This is a genomic window from Limimaricola cinnabarinus (assembly GCF_047631075.1).
Lineage (GTDB): Bacteria > Pseudomonadota > Alphaproteobacteria > Rhodobacterales > Rhodobacteraceae > Limimaricola > Limimaricola cinnabarinus.
Genome location: NZ_JBLHYX010000003.1, coordinates 1 through 16,051, shown reverse-complemented (window position 1 = coordinate 16,051; position 16,051 = coordinate 1). Strand labels below are relative to the sequence as shown.

18 protein-coding genes and 1 pseudogene are annotated in these 16,051 nt (G+C 67.2%); 14 read left to right on the top strand and 5 right to left on the bottom strand.

What is annotated here, in order from left to right:
* Window positions 1-40: 40 nt before the first annotated feature.
* From rsgA to ACJASC_RS03345, 6 genes are all read left to right on the top strand, one after another.
* Entirely contained in the window at window positions 41-1,060 is a 1,020-nt protein-coding gene (gene rsgA, locus ACJASC_RS03370) for a ribosome small subunit-dependent GTPase A (RefSeq protein ID WP_415143541.1), read from the top strand.
* Window positions 1,061-1,104: 44 nt separating this feature from the next.
* Window positions 1,105-1,494: a YidH family protein gene (locus ACJASC_RS03365; RefSeq protein ID WP_415143539.1), complete on the top strand. Its 390-nt coding sequence runs from the start codon at window positions 1,105-1,107 to the stop codon at window positions 1,492-1,494.
* 71 nt (window positions 1,495-1,565) lie between these two features.
* On the top strand, window positions 1,566-3,326 hold the full coding sequence (locus ACJASC_RS03360) for a DNA polymerase III subunit gamma/tau (RefSeq protein WP_415143537.1): 1,761 nt from the start codon (window positions 1,566-1,568) through the stop codon (window positions 3,324-3,326).
* Window positions 3,327-3,403: 77 nt separating this feature from the next.
* Window positions 3,404-3,748 carry a YbaB/EbfC family nucleoid-associated protein gene (locus ACJASC_RS03355; RefSeq protein ID WP_021693992.1) on the top strand — a complete coding sequence of 115 codons (345 nt, stop codon included), beginning with the start codon at window positions 3,404-3,406 and terminating at the stop codon, window positions 3,746-3,748.
* A 67-nt stretch (window positions 3,749-3,815) separates the two neighbouring features.
* The gene (gene recR / locus ACJASC_RS03350; RefSeq protein ID WP_415143534.1) at window positions 3,816-4,409 is read left to right on the top strand and encodes a recombination mediator RecR; all 594 of its coding nucleotides are present in this window, start codon (window positions 3,816-3,818) and stop codon (window positions 4,407-4,409) included.
* Window positions 4,410-4,527: 118 nt separating this feature from the next.
* The gene (locus tag ACJASC_RS03345) at window positions 4,528-4,956 is read left to right on the top strand and encodes a PACE efflux transporter (protein WP_021693990.1); all 429 of its coding nucleotides are present in this window, start codon (window positions 4,528-4,530) and stop codon (window positions 4,954-4,956) included.
* A gap of 79 nt (window positions 4,957-5,035) precedes the next feature.
* On the opposite strand, the gene ACJASC_RS03340 is transcribed toward ACJASC_RS03345, so the two are convergent.
* The gene (locus ACJASC_RS03340; protein WP_021693989.1) at window positions 5,036-5,806 is read right to left on the bottom strand and encodes a DUF1013 domain-containing protein; all 771 of its coding nucleotides are present in this window, start codon (window positions 5,804-5,806) and stop codon (window positions 5,036-5,038) included.
* A gap of 132 nt (window positions 5,807-5,938) precedes the next feature.
* On the opposite strand from ACJASC_RS03340, the gene ACJASC_RS03335 reads away from it, so the two are divergent.
* The gene (locus ACJASC_RS03335; RefSeq protein WP_415143532.1) at window positions 5,939-6,574 is read left to right on the top strand and encodes a ribonuclease T2 family protein; all 636 of its coding nucleotides are present in this window, start codon (window positions 5,939-5,941) and stop codon (window positions 6,572-6,574) included.
* Between the two features lie 9 nt (window positions 6,575-6,583).
* Here ACJASC_RS03335 and ACJASC_RS03330 read toward each other — a convergent pair whose 3' ends face one another.
* Both ACJASC_RS03330 and ACJASC_RS03325 read right to left on the bottom strand, forming a co-directional pair.
* Window positions 6,584-7,597 carry an alpha/beta hydrolase family protein gene (locus tag ACJASC_RS03330; RefSeq protein ID WP_415143530.1) on the bottom strand — a complete coding sequence of 338 codons (1,014 nt, stop codon included), beginning with the start codon at window positions 7,595-7,597 and terminating at the stop codon, window positions 6,584-6,586.
* A gap of 75 nt (window positions 7,598-7,672) precedes the next feature.
* Window positions 7,673-9,271: a phosphoenolpyruvate carboxykinase gene (locus ACJASC_RS03325; RefSeq protein WP_415143528.1), complete on the bottom strand. Its 1,599-nt coding sequence runs from the start codon at window positions 9,269-9,271 to the stop codon at window positions 7,673-7,675.
* Between the two features lie 329 nt (window positions 9,272-9,600).
* Between ACJASC_RS03325 and ACJASC_RS03320 the strand changes: the two genes are divergently transcribed.
* The 6 genes from ACJASC_RS03320 to ACJASC_RS03295 are packed head-to-tail and all read left to right on the top strand — an operon-like array spanning window position 9,601 to window position 14,128.
* Window positions 9,601-10,302: a response regulator transcription factor gene (locus ACJASC_RS03320; RefSeq protein WP_021693985.1), complete on the top strand. Its 702-nt coding sequence runs from the start codon at window positions 9,601-9,603 to the stop codon at window positions 10,300-10,302.
* Window positions 10,303-10,331: 29 nt separating this feature from the next.
* The gene (locus ACJASC_RS03315; RefSeq protein ID WP_021693984.1) at window positions 10,332-12,068 is read left to right on the top strand and encodes a sensor histidine kinase; all 1,737 of its coding nucleotides are present in this window, start codon (window positions 10,332-10,334) and stop codon (window positions 12,066-12,068) included.
* A gap of 53 nt (window positions 12,069-12,121) precedes the next feature.
* On the top strand, window positions 12,122-12,496 hold the full coding sequence (locus tag ACJASC_RS03310; RefSeq protein ID WP_415143525.1) for an HPr kinase/phosphorylase: 375 nt from the start codon (window positions 12,122-12,124) through the stop codon (window positions 12,494-12,496).
* The gene (gene rapZ, locus ACJASC_RS03305) at window positions 12,493-13,443 is read left to right on the top strand and encodes an RNase adapter RapZ (protein WP_415143523.1); all 951 of its coding nucleotides are present in this window, start codon (window positions 12,493-12,495) and stop codon (window positions 13,441-13,443) included. The genes ACJASC_RS03310 and rapZ overlap by 4 nt, the downstream gene beginning before the upstream one ends.
* Window positions 13,440-13,859: a PTS sugar transporter subunit IIA gene (locus ACJASC_RS03300; RefSeq protein WP_021693980.1), complete on the top strand. Its 420-nt coding sequence runs from the start codon at window positions 13,440-13,442 to the stop codon at window positions 13,857-13,859. The genes rapZ and ACJASC_RS03300 overlap by 4 nt, the downstream gene beginning before the upstream one ends.
* Window positions 13,856-14,128: an HPr family phosphocarrier protein gene (locus ACJASC_RS03295; RefSeq protein WP_021693979.1), complete on the top strand. Its 273-nt coding sequence runs from the start codon at window positions 13,856-13,858 to the stop codon at window positions 14,126-14,128. Before ACJASC_RS03300 ends, ACJASC_RS03295 begins: the two co-directional genes overlap by 4 nt.
* Window positions 14,129-14,138: 10 nt before the next feature.
* Here ACJASC_RS03295 and ACJASC_RS03290 read toward each other — a convergent pair whose 3' ends face one another.
* Window positions 14,139-15,014, bottom strand: a complete 876-nt coding sequence (locus ACJASC_RS03290; RefSeq protein ID WP_021693978.1) for a 3-hydroxybutyryl-CoA dehydrogenase — start codon at window positions 15,012-15,014, stop codon at window positions 14,139-14,141.
* A 135-nt stretch (window positions 15,015-15,149) separates the two neighbouring features.
* Here ACJASC_RS03290 and ACJASC_RS03285 point away from each other — a divergent pair, with 135 nt between their 5' ends.
* Window positions 15,150-15,899, top strand: a complete 750-nt coding sequence (locus ACJASC_RS03285) for a DUF6473 family protein (RefSeq protein WP_415143520.1) — start codon at window positions 15,150-15,152, stop codon at window positions 15,897-15,899.
* A gap of 34 nt (window positions 15,900-15,933) precedes the next feature.
* On the opposite strand, the pseudogene ACJASC_RS03280 reads toward ACJASC_RS03285, so the two are convergent.
* Window positions 15,934-16,051 (bottom strand): annotated as a pseudogene (locus ACJASC_RS03280) (electron transfer flavoprotein subunit alpha/FixB family protein); the annotation flags it as partial.

Sequence of the window (16,051 nt, the reverse complement as noted above, 5' to 3'; positions counted from 1 at the left end):
CCTTCGCGGGCCCGTGTTCTTTCGTGACGGGACCATTCCAGTGACAGACCTCTCGCTTTCCGACCTCGGCTGGTCGGATCATTTCGCACGCCAGCTCGAACAGGGCGACGCGCCCGCGCGCATCGCGGAAATCCATCGCACGATCCTCGTGGCGCTGACCCCCAACGGGCCTGTCAAGATCGGCGCGCCCTCGGGCGCGGGCTCCTTTGCCGTGGGCGATTGGGTCGGCATGCGCGACGGGCAGGCGCGGATGCGCCTCGCGCCGCGCAGCCAGATCGCCCGCAAGGCCGCAGGCCATACCGTCTCGCGCCAGCTCGTCGCTGCCAATGTCGACAGCCTCGGCATCGTCACCAGCTGCAACGACGACTTCAACCCGGCGCGGCTCGAGCGCTACGTCGCGCTCGCCATGGCGGGAGATTGCCTGCCGCTGGTGATCGTGACCAAGGCCGACCTCGTGGACGACGTGGAGCCCTATCTCGTGCAGGCGCGCGCGATCTCGCCGCAGGTCGTGGCGATGGCGCTCAACGCGCGCGATCTGGCCGATGCCTCGCGGCTCGAACCATGGTGCGGGCCGGGACGGACGCTGGCACTGGTCGGCTCCTCCGGCGTCGGCAAGACGACACTTCAGAACGCGCTCACCGGCGGGGCCGGGGCCACGGCGGGCGTGCGCGCCGACGACGCCAAGGGGCGGCACACCACGACCTTCCGGGCGCTGCGACGCTGCGGCGCGGGGGGCTGGCTGATCGACACGCCGGGAATGCGCGAGTTGCAACTCACCGACACGGCCGAGGGCATCGAGGAGCTGTTCGACGACGTGACGGCGCTGGTGAGCGAATGCCGCTTCACCGATTGCGCCCATGAGACCGAGCCCGGCTGCGCGGTGCGCGCCGCCGTCGATGCGGGTGATCTCGACCCCGAGCGCCTCGCGCGCTGGCGCAAGTTGGAGGCCGAGGACCGCCACAACAGCGAAAGCCTCGCCGAAGGCCGGGCGCGCGGCAAATCCTTCACCAAGCACGTCAAATCGACCCAGCGTGGGGCGCGCCGCCGCAAGGGCGGTTGACGCCCCGCCTCCTGCCGGGCCTGATGGCCTTCGCAGGAGGGTGCATGGACGAGACCGAAGGCGACCGCGAGATCGACCGCAAGACGCGATGGGCCGAGGACCGCACCGACTGGGCCGAGGATCGGACGCTTCTGGCCAACGAGCGGACCTTCGCGGGCTGGATGCGCACCGGCATGGCGGCGCTCGCGGTGGCGATCGGCCTCAAGGCGGTGTTCGGCGATTTCTCTCCAATCTGGATGGCCAAGGCCGTCGCCACGATCTTCATCGTCATCGCGGTGCTGATCTTTGCCGCCGCCGCGCGCGAGACACGCCGCGCGCAGCGGCGGATCTCCAGCCATGTGGCCGAGGCGCAGGGGGCGCGGCGAATGCTGATCCTCGCGGTGCTGCTGTCGCTCGGCGCGATTGCCACGGGCGCGATCCTGTGGCTGCTCTGAGCCGCCCCGAGGTGGACCTCCGCGCCCTCAGCGCCTAGTTTGGTCCGGTCCCGATCTCCGGAGCCAAACGCATGTCAGACGCCCCCGCCTATCAGGTTCTCGCCCGGAAATACCGGCCCGAAACCTTCGCCGATCTCGTCGGGCAGGACGCGATGGTGCGCACGCTCAAGAACGCCTTTGCCGCAAACCGCATCGCGCAGGCCTTCATCATGACCGGCATCCGCGGCACCGGTAAGACGACGACGGCGCGTATCATCGCCAAGGGCATGAATTGCATCGGTCCCGACGGCAATGGCGGCCCCACGACCGAACCCTGCGGCCAATGCGAGCATTGCGTGGCGATCATGGAAGGCCGTCATGTCGACGTGATGGAGATGGACGCGGCCTCGAACACCGGCGTCGCCAACATCCGCGAGATCATCGATAGCGTGCATTACCGGGCGGCCTCGGCGCGCTACAAGGTCTATATCATCGACGAGGTGCACATGCTGTCGACGGGGGCGTTCAACGCGCTCCTCAAGACACTGGAAGAGCCGCCCGAGCATGTGAAGTTCATCTTCGCCACCACCGAGATCCGCAAGGTGCCGGTGACGGTGCTGTCGCGCTGCCAGCGTTTCGATCTGCGCCGGATCGAGCCCGAGGTGATGATCGGCCTGCTGCGCCGCATCGCCACCGCCGAGGACGCCGAAATCGCCGACGACGCTCTGGCACTGATCACCCGCGCTGCCGAAGGGTCGGCCCGCGACGCGACCTCGCTTCTGGATCAGGCGATCAGCCATGGTGCGGGCGAGACCACGGCGGAGCAGATCCGTGCGATGCTGGGGCTGGCCGACCGGGGCCGGGTGCTCGATCTGTTCGACATGGTATTGAGGGGCGACGCGGCGGGCGCGCTGACCGAGCTTTCGGCGCAATACGCCGAAGGGGCCGACCCGATGGCGGTGCTGCGCGATCTCGCGGAGATCGCCCATTGGGTCTCGGTCATCAAGATCACGCCCGAGGCCGCCGACGACCCCACCGTCGGCCCCGACGAGCGGGCGCGCGGGGCGCAGATGGCCGAGGCGCTGCCGATGCGGGTGCTGACAAGGCTGTGGCAGATGCTCCTGAAGGCGCTCGAAGAGGTGGCGCACGCCCCCAACGCGATGATGGCCGCCGAGATGGCGGTGATCCGGCTTACCCATGTGGCGGACCTGCCCTCGCCCGAGGAACTGGTGCGCAAGCTGCAGGACGCACCGCCTCCCCCGCCCCCCTCGGGCGGCGGCGGCGGCGGCGCGCGGCCCCCGCAGGGCGGCGAGATGCAGGCGCGCGGCGCCCCTGCCCCGACCCATGCCGGCCCCTCGGGTCCTTCGGCGCGCGGCTCGGCCCAGCCCGCCATGGCCGTCGCCACCGAGAGCGCCTTGGCGCGCTATGCCCGCTTCGAGGACGTGGTGGAGCTGATCCGGCATCACCGCGACGTGCAGATGCTGATCGAGGTCGAGACCACGCTCAGGCTCGTGCGCTACAGCCCCGGCCGGATCGAGTTCGAACCGACCGGGGATGCGCGTCCGGACATGGCGCAGCGGCTGGGTCAGAAGCTTCAGGCCTGGACCGGGGCGCGCTGGGCGATGAGCGTGGTCAGCGAGGGCGGCGCGCCGACCGTGGCCGAGACGCGCGACGCGGCGACGCTGGCGCTCAGGCAGGAGGCCGAGGCGCATCCGCTAGTGCGCGCGGTCTTCGCGGCCTTTCCGAAGGCCAAGATCACCGAGATCCGCACCGAGGCCGAGCGCGCGCAGCATGCGGCCGAAGAGGCGCTGCAGGAGGTCGAGGACGAATGGGACCCCTTCGAGGAGGAGTGAGCCCAATCGCCGCGCCGCCCTTGTGACGCGGCCCCCGCGACCGTATCTCTGGGCCAATGCATTCGAGGAGATCAGCGATGTTCAAGGGGCTTGGTGGCCTGGGCGACATGTCCAAGATGATGAAGGCCGCGCAGGAGATGCAAGGCAAGATGGCGCAGATCCAGGAGGATCTCGAAACCATCACCGTGACCGGCGAGAGCGGCGCGGGGCTGGTCAAGGCCACGGCGACGGCCAAGGGCGAACTCACGGGCCTCGACATCGACCCGTCGATCTTCGTGGCCTCCGAAAAGGAGGTGGTCGAGGACCTGATCCTCGCCGCGATCAAGGACGCGCAGTCGCGCGCGACCGAGCGCGCGCAGGCGGAAATGAAGAAGATCACCGAAGAGCTCGGCCTGCCCGCCGGCATGAACCTGCCGTTCTGAGGTCCGCTCTGCTCCATCGCACTTCAGATACCGGGCCCTGCTCCGGTGGCCCGCGAAAGGCCCGAACATGAGCGAGGACCGCGAGGCCATCGACCGGCTGATCGAGTTGATGTCGCGGCTGCCGGGGCTCGGGCCGCGCTCGGCCCGGCGTGCCGTGCTGCATCTCGTGAAGAAGCGCGGCACGCTTCTCGCGCCGCTGGCCGAGACGATGACCGAGGTGGGCGCGACCGCGCGCGAATGCCTCAACTGCGGCAATGTCGGCACCGGCGACGTCTGCGGCATCTGTGCGGATGAGCGCCGCGCGACGGGGCAGATCTGCGTGGTCGAGGACGTGGCCGATCTCTGGGCGATGGAGCGTTCGGGCGTGTTCAAGGGCCGCTACCACGTGCTCGGCGGCACGCTCTCGGCGCTCGACGCCGTGGGGCCGGAGGAGTTGCGCATCCCGCGGCTGATGGACCGGGTGAAATCCGAAGCCGTATCGGAGGTGATCCTGGCGCTCGGGGCCACGATCGACGGCCAGACCACGGCGCATTATATCTCGGACCAGTTGCCGGACGTCTCGGTAACCTCGCTGGCCCAAGGCGTCCCGGTGGGCGGTGAGCTCGACTATCTCGACGACGGCACGATCAGCGCGGCGCTCAGGGCCCGGCGCAGCCTCTGACCCCTTGCGGCGCAATCGAAAGACATTCTATTCCCCTCACCAAGCGAGGACCACCTCCGCCCCATCGCGGGCCTGACAGGCCGGGACGACCCGGTGAACATGGCACGGCGGAGGCTCCATGCGCACGAAATCCGATCGTATCCGGCAGGCTGTCAGCTTCGAATTGATCGGGCTGGCCACGGTCACACCTCTGGGATCGTGGATCTACGGGTTCCCGCTGCTCGACATAGGCGCGATCAGCGTGATCTCGTCGCTGGTGGCGACCTGCTGGAACTACGTGTTCAATTTCATCTTCGACCATGCGCTGCGGTACTGGCGCGGCACCACCGCCAAGACGCTGCCGCTGCGTGCGCTGCATGCCACGGCCTTCGAACTGGGACTGCTGCTGATCCTGCTGCCCATCTTCTCGTGGTGGCTCGATCTGGGCTACGTGGAGGCCTTCCTGATCCAGCTGAGCTTCGCGCTGTTCTACCTCGTCTACACGATCGTCTTCACCTGGGTCTATGACCGGGTGTTCCCCGATCCGAGCGCCCGGGCCGCCGCCTGAGCGGGACGCCCGATGTGGCGTCGGGGCGCGGGGCGCCCCATGCGGCGCCGGGGGCGCATGACCCCCGGCGCGGCGCGGATCAGTTGTCTTCTTCGTCCTCGTCGTCGCCCTTGCCCGGCAGGTTGAAGAAGCTGTCGGCGTCCTTGACGTCGCGCTTGTCCTCTTTTTCCTCCTCTTCCTCGGCGGCGTTGCTCTCGGAGAGCGAGAAGCTCTCGAGGCCCGACATCGAGGAGGGCATCTTGGGCTCAGGCGACATGCCGAGGCTCTGCTCGGTCGAGACCAGCTTGCGGCGCTCGTCGTCGCTCATCGCCGAGCCGTCGCGCAGACGCTTGGCGTTGGCCTGCTGCACCGCCGCATCCAGCTCGGACTGGCGGCACAGGCCCAGCGCCACGGGATCGATCGGGTCGATGTTGCCGATGTTCCAATGGGTGCGTTCGCGGATCGCCTGAATCGTCGGCTTGGTGGTGCCGACGAGCTTGGAGACCTGACCGTCGCTGAGCTCGGGGTGGAACTTCACCAGCCACAGGATCGAGGCGGGTCGGTCCTGACGCTTAGACAGCGGCGTGTAGCGCGGACCCCGGCGCTTTTCCTCGCCGACGGCCGATGCGTTGAACTTGAGCTTGAGCTTGTGCAGCGGGCTCTTCTCGGCCTTGTCGATCTCGTCCTGCGTCAGCTGGTTGTTGGCGACGGGGTCGAACCCCTTGACGCCAGCGGCCACGTCGCCATCGGCGATGCCCTGCACCTCGAGCTCGTGCAGCCCGCAGAAATCGCCGATCTGCTTGAAGCTGATCGTCGTGTTGTCCACCAGCCAGACGGCGGTGGCCTTGGCCATGAGCGGTTTGTCAGCCATGTGAACACCCTTTCGAAAACACGTCTTCCCCCTGCCCCGGCGCGGGGCGGACCGCGCTTGCGATCCATGTTTCCATTTTCGGGGAACTCACCGGGCTATATAGGGGTCGGACTGGCAGGAGGAAAGACATAAATGACCCTTGCGGCAAGAGCCTTCGCGGTGCTGGCGCTGTTCGCCTCGCCCTTGCGGGCCGAGACGACCGGTGAATTCGACTACTACGTGCTGGCCTTGAGCTGGTCGCCCGGCTGGTGCGCCCGCGAGGGCGCGGCGCGCGATTCGGAACAATGCGACACGGATCGCGACCTCGGCTGGGTGCTGCACGGGCTCTGGCCGCAATACGAGGATGGCTGGCCCGATTACTGCGCCACGCCCGAGGCCCCGCCGTCGCGCGCCCGCACCGGCGCGATGGCCGACATCATGGGCACTTCCGGCTCCGCTTGGCACCAGTGGAAGAAGCATGGCACCTGCTCGGGCCTGTCCGCGGACGCCTATTACGAAACCGCGCGCGACGCCTATGCGCGCATCACCCGCCCCGAGGAGTTTCGCAGGCTCGACCGGGAGATCACCCTGCCCACCTCGCTGGTCGAAGAGGCATTCCTGCGCGACAACCCGGACCTCGCGGCGGACGGTCTCACCGTCACCTGCCGGGACGGCATGGTGCAGGAGGTGCGGATCTGCCTGACCCGCGATCTCGAGCCGCGCGACTGCGGGCGCGACGTGATCCGCGATTGCCGCCTGAACGACGCGCTGATGCCCCCGATCCGCTAGCGCACGCGCTCAGGGCGCGCCCAGCATGTCGAAGAAGGCGATAGTGGCCGCGACCATCTCGTCGAGCCGCTCGGACCCCTCATAGGCGTCGAAGCTGTGGTCCATGTCGCGCAGCCACAGCTCCTCGCGCCCCTCATGGGCCGCGAGGAGCATTTCGGCCTGTGCGGGATCGACGGTGGCGTCGGCGGTGCCCTGCGCCACGAAGAGCGGGCCGTCGTAACGCGACAGCTCGGCGACGGGATCGGACTCGATGACGCCTTCGAAGAAGGGTTGCCCGAGTGTCACCTCCGCGCCCCAAGGCAGGGCGACACGGGTCGGCGTCTCGGACATCACCCCCGCCGCCAGCATCTCGGGGCCGAACAGCGTGGCGAAGGTGATCTGCGGGTCGGCCACGGCGGCCCAGAGCGCCATTGCCTCGACCGGCGCGCCGCGCCCGGCGAGGGTGGCGGCGACGAGACCGCCCTGGCTCCAGCCGATGAGATAGAGCGGCCCGGCCGTGCGCTCGTGGCCCGCCAGCCAGTCGAGCGCCGCACCCGCATCGGCGATCTGGCTTTCGAAGGTGGTGTCGGCGAAATCGAAGCCCTCGACGCTTTCGCCCGAACCGCGAAAGTCGATGCGCAGGCTCGCATAGCCCGCCTCGGCCAGAAGCCGCGCGCTGCGCCGGAACACACCTTCGCCCGTCTCCGCGATGCCAAGCTCGTCGCGGTCGCCGGTGAAGCCGTGCAGCAGCAGCACCGTCGGGGCAGGCCCATCGGGCGGTAGCGCCAGCGTGCCATAGACCGGCGTGCCCTCGACCTCAAAGGAGACGCGGTCCGACAGCCCCGCGCGCCCGTCCGAAAGCGGCAGCGGACGCGGCCACGGCGCGGTGATCATCAAGGTGGAGAGGTCGATCCCGGGGCCTGCGTCACTCGCCTGCGGGTCGGCCTCGGATGCCGCGACCTCGGGCGCCGCCGTCTCCTGAGCGAGCCCCGGCGCGGCGGCCAGAAGGCCGACGAGGAACAGGGCGTGAAACGGCGTCTGCATGGGGCTGTCTCCGATAGGGCAAACGAATTGGGAGGGGCCATGCCCCTCCCTGTCAAGCCCGGCCTGTGGCGGGCCTCAGCCGATGGCGGCGGCGCGTACGTCGTCGTCGATATGCGGCACGTATTGCGCGAAGTTGTCGGCGAACATCTGCGCCAGCTTCGCGGCCTGCGTGTCATAGGCCTGCCCATCGGCCCAAGTGCCGCGCGGATCGAGCAGCGCGTCGTCAACACCCTCGACCGAGACCGGCACGTCGAAGCCGAAATTGGGGTCCTTGCGGAAGCTGCCCTCGGCCAGCGTCCCGTCGAGCGCGGCGGCCAGAAGCGCGCGGGTCGCGGCGATCGGCATGCGGCGGCCGGTGCCATAGGCGCCCCCCGTCCAGCCGGTGTTGACCAGCCAGCAGGTGGCGCCGTGCTTGCCGATCTTCTCCTGCAGGAGCTTGCCGTATTCCTCGGGGCGGCGCGGCATGAAGGGCGCGCCGAAGCAGGTCGAGAAGGTCGGCTCGGGCTCGGTCACGCCGCGCTCGGTGCCCGCGACCTTGGAGGTGAAGCCCGACAGGAAGTGGTACATCGCCTGCGCCGGGGTCAGCCGCGCGATCGGCGGCAGCACGCCGAAGGCGTCGCAGGTAAGCATCACGATGTTCTTGGGATGCCCACCCAGTGCGTCTTCGGAGGCGTTGGAGATGTAGTTCAGGGGATAGGCGCAACGCATGTTGGCGGTGAGCGAGCTGTCCTCGAAGTCGAGTTCCAACGTGTCGTCGTCGCGCACCATGTTCTCGATCACGGTGCCGAACTTGCGCGTGGTGGCATAGATCTCGGGCTCGGCCTCGGCCGAGAGCGAGATCGTCTTGGCGTAGCAGCCACCCTCGAAGTTGAAGGTGCCGCGATCCGACCAGCCATGCTCGTCATCGCCGATCAGCACGCGGCTGGGGTCGGCCGAGAGCGTGGTCTTGCCGGTGCCCGACAGGCCGAAGAAGACGGCCGTGTCGACCGGGTTGCCCGGCGCGTGGTTGGCCGAGCAGTGCATCGGCATGATGCCCTTGGCGGGCAGCAGGTAGTTGAGCAGCGTGAACACGGCCTTTTTGTTCTCGCCCGCATATTCGGTGCCGCCGATCAGGATCAGCTTCTCGTCGAGATTGAGGGCGATCACCGTGCCGGAGCGGCAACCATGACGCTCGGGGTTGGCGCGGAAGCTCGGCGCGTTGATCACGGTATATTCGGGGGCGAAGCCGTCGAGCTCCGCGCGCTCGGGGCGACGCAGCAGATGGCGGATGAACAACCCGTGCCAGGCCAGCTCGGTCACCATGCGCACGTCGATGCGGTGCGCGGGATCGGCCCCGGCGAAGAGATCCTGCACATGCATCGAGCGCCCGGCGAGATGGGCCAGCATGTCGGCCTTGAGCGTCGCGAAGGCCGCAGGCTCCATCGCGGCGTTGTTCTCCCACCAGATCGTGTCTTCGGTGGTTGCGCTGCGGACCACGAACTTGTCCTTGGGGCTGCGACCGGTGTGCTGCCCGGTGGTCACGAGCAGGGTGCCTCCCTGCCCCAGCTCGCCCTCGCCGGCGCGGATCGCCGCCTGCATCAGCTGCGGCTCGGTGAGGTTGTAATAGACCTCGCCCAGTCCGGAGACCCCCTGCGCCTCGAGGGTCATCTCGGGGTTCACGCGTCCATGCTGCATCTGTCCGGCTCCTCTCATCGGGGCCATTCCCCGGCCCGCCATGAATGGCTTAACACGATGATTTCCAAGGCGACCATGCAGTTAGCGCAACCATGCTGACTGTTAGCGCAACCGCCCCGCGCGACCCCCTTTCGCAGCGGCATAGAGCCGCGAAACACGCATGGAGTGCAACGAGAAGGTGAGGCATTTTAGCCATTGGTTATCGTATTTCGGCGCAAATGGGGCGTCTTTGGGGCCCCGATTCGCCCTGCAGGCTTGATCTGCGGGTGGCAAACCGGAACAACGTGAATAACCCGTTAACAAGAATCCATGCTGAAGAGGGATCACGAATGTCGAGAATCGCACTGGTAGATGACGACAGGAACATCCTGACCTCCGTATCGATGACGCTCGAAGCCGAAGGCTTCGAGGTCGAGACCTACAATGACGGGCAGCAGGCGCTTGACGCCTTCAACAAGAAGCTCCCCGACATGGCCGTGCTCGACATCAAGATGCCACGCATGGACGGCATGGACCTGCTGCAGCGGCTGCGCCAGAAGACCCAGATGCCGGTGATCTTCCTCACCTCCAAGGATGACGAGATCGACGAGGTTCTCGGCCTGCGCATGGGGGCCGACGACTACGTCAAGAAGCCCTTCAGCCAGCGCCTGCTGGTCGAACGGATCCGCACGCTGCTGCGCCGCCAGGACGCGATCTCGGGCGACACGGTCGAGGTTACCGAAGAGAACAAGGTGATGGAGCGCGGCCAGCTCACCATGGACCCGCTGCGTCACGCAGTGAAATGGAAGGGCCGCGACGTCTCGCTCACCGTCACCGAATTCTTGCTGCTGCAGGCGCTGGCCCAGCGTCCGGGCTTCGTGAAGAGCCGCGACCAGTTGATGGACGTGGCCTATGACGATCAGGTCTATGTCGACGACCGCACCATCGACAGCCACATCAAGCGGCTGCGCAAGAAGATGCGCAACGCCGATCCGGATTTCTCGGCGATCGAGACCCTTTACGGGATCGGCTATCGCTACAACGAGGAATAGGTTCCGCGCCGCCAAAGGATGAACCCCGCATGACTGCCGCTCCCAAGATCGATGTGAGGGATCTCAACTCGGTCCGCCGCGCCGCCCGCGGCGGGGAGGGCGAAGCGCGCGAGCGGGTGGTTCTGGGCGACGACTGGGTCACGCCCCAGACCGCCGACCAGCCGCGCCGCCGCCGCAGGCTGGTTCAGCTCAACCGCTCGCCGTTGGCGCGCAAAATCATCACGTTCAACCTCGTGGCGCTGTTGCTTCTGGTGGCGGGGATGCTCTATTTCACCCCTTCGCGCGACAACCTCGCCTTTCAGAGAGCCTCGTCTCTGGTCAGTCAGGCCGAGCTGGTGGCCGACCTGTTCGAAGTGCAGCTGCCCGTGGGCGGACCCGTGAACATGATCACCGGCGACGGCATCGACGTGAAGGCAAGCCTCGACGCGCTCGACCTGCGCGATGGTATCGAGCTTCGGGTCTACGACCCGTCCGGCAAACTGGTGGGCGAAACCGCCGCCATGGGGGGCGAGGCGGTGAGCGGCCTCGATCTCGGCCATGGCGGCACCCTGCTGACGGATCTTCTCAACTCCGGATGGGAGGCTCTGGCCGGCCTCCTGTCGCCCAGAAGCGCCGAGCCGCCCGCCTTCGGCACCGCCGATGCGGCGCGTGCGCTGGTGTCGCCCGCCCTCAACGGCGGCACCGCGGTCCAGACCCGCACCGACGCGCAGGGTCGCACGATCTTTGCCGTCGCCACCCCGATCCAGCAGGGCCGCCGCGCCGTGGGTGTGGTGGCGGTGACCTCGGCGGCGGGCGAGATCGATTCGCTGGTGCGCCGCGAGCGCGAGCAGGTGTTGCAGATGTTCGTGGTCGGCATGCTGGTGTCGATCGGCCTGAGCCTCGTGCTCGCCTCGACCATCGCCAACCCGCTCTCCGAGCTTGCCGCCGCCGCCGAGACCGGACGCGACCGCAATGCCCGCAAGTTCGCGCCGACCAAGGTGCGCATCCCCGACCTGACCGCGCGCCCCGACGAGATCGGACGCCTCTCGGCGGCGCTGCGTGGCATGGTCGCGGCGCTCTATGACCGGATCGAAGGCAACGAGCAGTTTGCCGCCGACGTGGCGCACGAGATCAAGAACCCGCTCGCGTCGCTGCGTTCGGCCGTCGGCAGCCTGCGCATCGTCAAGCGCGAGGACCACCGCGAGAAGCTGCTCGACGTGATCGAGCATGACGTGCGCCGCCTCGACCGGCTCGTCTCGGACATCTCCAACGCCTCGCGGCTCGATGCCGAGCTGGTCAAGGAGGAGGAAGAGAGCTTCGACCTTCTGAAGATGCTGTCGAACCTCAACGATTTCCTCGGGCGCGAGGCCACTCTCAAGGGCATCGACTTCATCGCCGACCTGCCGTCGCGGCCGATCGAGATTCAGGGCCTCGAGGGGCGCTTGGCGCAGGTCTTCGTCAACCTGATCACCAACGCGATCTCGTTTTGCGAGGACGGCGACGCAATTCGCATCTGGGCGCGTCAGCGCGAAAACCGGGTGCTCATCGTGATCGAGGACACCGGGCCCGGCATCCCCGAAGAGGCGCTGACCAAGATCTTCCAGCGCTTTTACTCCGAGCGGCCCGAGGGCCAGTTCGGTAACAATTCCGGCCTCGGCCTCGCCATCTCCAAGCAGATCGTCGAGGCGCATGGCGGCGTGATCTGGGCCGAGAACATCCGCCCAACCGAGGCTGATCCCACCTCCGAGCCGCTGGGCGCGCGCTTTGTGGTGGGCCTGCCGGTCTGACACCTTCGCCGCTCACCCTGCATGCAAGCTGCGTGGCCTGGCGCGGACGCGGCGTGCTGATCACCGGCCCCTCGGGCAGCGGCAAGTCGACGCTGGCGTTGGCGCTGATGGCGCTGGGCTGCGAGCTGGTGGCCGACGACCGCACCCACATAACCCCCGCTCCCGATGGCGGCCTTTGGGCAAGTTGCCCGGCCACCATCGCCGGGTTGGTCGAGGCGCGGGGCGTGGGGCTGCTCCACGCCGTTCCCCATGGGCCGGCGCGGCTGTATCTGGCCGTGGAGCGCGGCACGCCGGAGACGCTCCGTCTTCCACCGGAACGTCGCGTCATGCATCTGGGAAGTTCGCTCCCCTTGCTTCACGATATCGATACGGGGCATTTCGCGCCCGCGATCCTGCAGTATCTGAAAGCAGGACGGAGAGAGCCATGATACCCGACCCCGCGCTTGCCGACATTACTCCTCGCGCCGCCGATCCCGACGGGCGCCATACTCTCGTGCTCGTCACCGGCCCTTCGGGTGCCGGGCGCACGACCGCGATAAACGTGCTGGAGGATCTCGGTTTCGAGGTGATCGACAATCTGCCACTTTCCCTTCTGGGGCGCTTGCTCGACGGACCACCTCTGTCGCACCCGCTGGCACTCGGGCTCGACGTGCGCAACCGTGATTTTTCGACCGACGCGCTGATCGACGCGATCGACCGGCTGGCGCAGCGGTCGGAGCTGCGGTTGCAGGTGCTCTATCTCGATTGCGACGAGGATGAATTAGTGCGCCGCTATTCCGAAACGCGCCGCCGCCATCCTCTCGCCCCGGCCGACAGCCCTCTTGCCGGCATCGCCCGCGAACGCGAACTGCTGGTGCCGGTGCGCGCCCGCGCCGACGTGCTGCTCGACAGCTCGGGGCTGTCGCCGCATGATCTGCGGGCCGAGATCGAACACTGGTTTGCGCCGCCCGAGGGGCGCACTCTCGCGGTGACGATCCATAGCTTCTCCTACAAGAGGGGGCTGCCGCGCGGGCTCGATCTGGTCATCGATTGCCGCTTCCTGCGCAACCCGCATTGGGACGCGGCTCTGCGCCCACTCGACGGGCGCGACGCACGGGTGGATGCGCATGTCGCGGGCGATCCCCGCTTTGACGGCTTCTTCACGTCGATGTGCGATTTTGTGGTACCGCTGCTTCCGGCCTATCACGCCGAGGGCAAAACCCATCTGTCGATCGGCTTCGGCTGTACCGGCGGGCAACACCGCTCGGTCGCCGTGACCGAGCGTTTGGCCAAGGCCCTTGCGAAGGAGGGATGGCAGGTGTCTAAACGTCACAGGGAGTTGGAACGCCGCGCCGGGACGGGTGTCTCGTCGGCCGCACGGGGACAAGTCGCGTGATCGGAATCGTCATCGTGGCCCATGGAGGCCTCGCACGCGAATACCTCGCTGCTGTGGAACACGTCGTCGGACGCCAGACCGGCGTCATGGCCATCACCATCCTGCCCGATGATGATCGCGCCGCCAAGCAGGACGAGATCTGCGTCGCCGCCGACAGCGTCGATACCGGCCACGGCGTCGTCATCGTGACCGACATGTTTGGCGGCTCGCCTTCGAATCTGTCGCTCAGGGCCTGCTCGGTCTCGGATCGGCGCATTCTATATGGCGCCAACCTCCCCATGCTCATCAAGCTCGCCAAATCCCGCGGCAAGACCGTCCCGGAGGCGGTGCGCGCGGCGCTCATGGCGGGCCGCAAATATATTGATAGCCTCATCGTCGATGCGGGGCTGCAGACGGAGACACGCACCGGAACATGACGACTTCGAGACGCCTGCAAATCATCAACGTGAAGGGGCTTCACGCCCGCGCCTCAGCCAAGCTCGCCGAATGCGTCGAATCCTTCGACGCCGACGCGACCGTGAGCCGGGACGGTCTTTCGACCACTGGCGACAGCATCATGGGGCTCCTGATGCTCGCCGCCTCGCGCGGTACCTGGATCGAGGTCGAGACCTCCGGAGCCGAGGCCGAGCGGCTCGCCGACGCGATCGAGACGCTGGTCGCGGACTACTTTGGCGAAGGGGGCTGAGGCCCCCCCCTCAGCGTGTCGGCACCGGCGTCTCGCCCCGGTAGTCGTAGAAGCCGCGCTTGGTCTTACGGCCGAGCCAGCCCGCCTCGACGTATTTCGTCAGCAATGGGCAGGGTCGGTACTTGGTATCGGCCAGCCCGTCATGCAACACGTTCATGATCGCGAGGCAGGTATCAAGGCCGATGAAGTCGGCCAGCTCCAGCGGCCCCATCGGATGATTCGCGCCGAGCTTGAGCGAGGTGTCGATGGAGGAGACCGACCCCACCCCCTCGTAGAGCGTATAGACCGCCTCGTTGATCATCGGCATCAGGATCCGGTTGACGATGAATGCCGGAAAATCCTCTGAGGTCGCCGCCGTTTTGCCAAGCCGCTCGACCACCTCGAAACAGGCGCGGAACGTCTCTTCATCCGTGGCGATGCCGCGGATCAGCTCGACGAGCTGCATGACCGGGACCGGGTTCATGAAGTGGAAACCCATGAACTTCTCGGGACGGTCGGTGCGCGAGGCCAGCCGGGTGATCGAAATCGAAGAGGTGTTCGAGGTCAGGATCGTGTGCGGCGCGAGATGTGGCACCAGCTCCTCGAAGATCGCGGTCTTGACGGCCTCGCGCTCGGTGGCGGCCTCGATGATGAGGTCGCAAGAGCCAAGATCGGTGAGGGTCGGCGTGGTTGAGATGCGGCCCATCGCGGAGGCTTTCTCGTCTTCGGTGGCAGCGCCTTTCGCGACCTGTCGGTCGAGGTTGCGCTCGATAAGTGCCACGGCCTTGTCGAGCGCCTCGGCGCTCACATCGGTCATCACCACCTCGTAGCCGGCCAGCGAAAACACATGAGCGATGCCGTTACCCATCTGACCCGCACCCACGACACCCACGCGTTCGATCGTCATTGTACACCATCCCTGTCCAGTTCGGCGCAGCATAGGTCCGCCCCCGCCCCGGTCACAAGGGCGGCGAGGTCCTTAGCGGTATCTCAAGCCTTCGATGGCCTAATCACCGGCGGGAAAAATGGGTGAGATTGTGCCATGAAGCATGACAGGACCGGTCTGAAAACCGGCGATATCGCACGCGTATGCTACAAAGGTTCGCGGCTCGAGGTGCGGGGACCGGAACGGCTACGCGCGGGGCGTTACATCGCCTGCCCCGGTGGCACCGAAACCTTCGGGCCGGGAATGTCCGCCTCTTATGTGGCGCTGCTCGAAGAGCGGACCGGTCTGGAATGCGTCAATCTGGGCGCGCTCAATGCCGGCGCGGGGGCGTTTCTGGGGGATCGGGCCTTGCTCGACATCTGCAATCGCGCGGAACGGGTCGTGCTGCAAATCACGGGCGCGCAGGGGCTGTCGAACCGGCTCTACACGGTACACCCGCGGCGCAACGACCGCTTCCTGCGAGCATCGGCGACCCTAAGGGCGCTCTATCCGGAGGTCGATTTCACGGAATTCTGCTTCGTGCGCCACATGCTGTCGTCGTTGCAGGACCTCGACCCCGTGCGTTTCGCGACCTTGCGCGCGGAGTTGCACATCGCCTGGACCATGCGGATGCGCAAACTGATCAGCTGCCTCGCCTCGCCCGTGACACTGGTGCTTCTGCCCGAACGGCGGGGTGACGGTCGGCTCGGGGATGATCCTCTGTTCGTGACCGGCGAAATGGTCAATGATCTCCGCCCGATCGTGAGCGGGATCGTCGCAATGACGACGCCCGACCTCTCCGAGGCCATGCGGCATCGCGCCATTGCGGAGGCGCTTGAAGTTTCCTTTGCCGGGCAAACAGTCTGAAAGGGGCGGCATCGGCGACGCCGCCCCTGCGGCCTCACAGCTTCTCGGTCAGCTCCGGCAGCACCTCGAACAGATCTCCGACGAGGCCGTAATCGGCGACCTGGAAGATCGGCGCCTCCTCGTCCTTGTTGATGGCGACGATGACCTTGCTG

What these genes read in the sequence shown, in the direction of transcription:
- recR (WP_415143534.1), top strand. Translation starts at nt 3,816, where the DNA reads ATGAGCGAGGACCGCGAGGCCATCGACCGGCTGATCGAGTTGATGTCG.
- ACJASC_RS03290 (WP_021693978.1), bottom strand. Translation starts at nt 15,014, where the DNA reads ATGACGATCGAACGCGTGGGTGTCGTGGGTGCGGGTCAGATGGGTAAC.
- ACJASC_RS03325 (WP_415143528.1), bottom strand. Translation starts at nt 9,271, where the DNA reads ATGCAGCATGGACGCGTGAACCCCGAGATGACCCTCGAGGCGCAGGGG.
- ACJASC_RS03295 (WP_021693979.1), top strand. Translation starts at nt 13,856, where the DNA reads ATGACGACTTCGAGACGCCTGCAAATCATCAACGTGAAGGGGCTTCAC.
- ACJASC_RS03365 (WP_415143539.1), top strand. Translation starts at nt 1,105, where the DNA reads ATGGACGAGACCGAAGGCGACCGCGAGATCGACCGCAAGACGCGATGG.
- ACJASC_RS03345 (WP_021693990.1), top strand. Translation starts at nt 4,528, where the DNA reads ATGCGCACGAAATCCGATCGTATCCGGCAGGCTGTCAGCTTCGAATTG.
- ACJASC_RS03330 (WP_415143530.1), bottom strand. Translation starts at nt 7,597, where the DNA reads ATGCAGACGCCGTTTCACGCCCTGTTCCTCGTCGGCCTTCTGGCCGCC.
- ACJASC_RS03340 (WP_021693989.1), bottom strand. Translation starts at nt 5,806, where the DNA reads ATGGCTGACAAACCGCTCATGGCCAAGGCCACCGCCGTCTGGCTGGTG.
- ACJASC_RS03335 (WP_415143532.1), top strand. Translation starts at nt 5,939, where the DNA reads ATGACCCTTGCGGCAAGAGCCTTCGCGGTGCTGGCGCTGTTCGCCTCG.
- rapZ (WP_415143523.1), top strand. Translation starts at nt 12,493, where the DNA reads ATGATACCCGACCCCGCGCTTGCCGACATTACTCCTCGCGCCGCCGAT.
- ACJASC_RS03360 (WP_415143537.1), top strand. Translation starts at nt 1,566, where the DNA reads ATGTCAGACGCCCCCGCCTATCAGGTTCTCGCCCGGAAATACCGGCCC.
- ACJASC_RS03315 (WP_021693984.1), top strand. Translation starts at nt 10,332, where the DNA reads ATGACTGCCGCTCCCAAGATCGATGTGAGGGATCTCAACTCGGTCCGC.
- ACJASC_RS03355 (WP_021693992.1), top strand. Translation starts at nt 3,404, where the DNA reads ATGTTCAAGGGGCTTGGTGGCCTGGGCGACATGTCCAAGATGATGAAG.
- ACJASC_RS03285 (WP_415143520.1), top strand. Translation starts at nt 15,150, where the DNA reads ATGAAGCATGACAGGACCGGTCTGAAAACCGGCGATATCGCACGCGTA.
- ACJASC_RS03320 (WP_021693985.1), top strand. Translation starts at nt 9,601, where the DNA reads ATGTCGAGAATCGCACTGGTAGATGACGACAGGAACATCCTGACCTCC.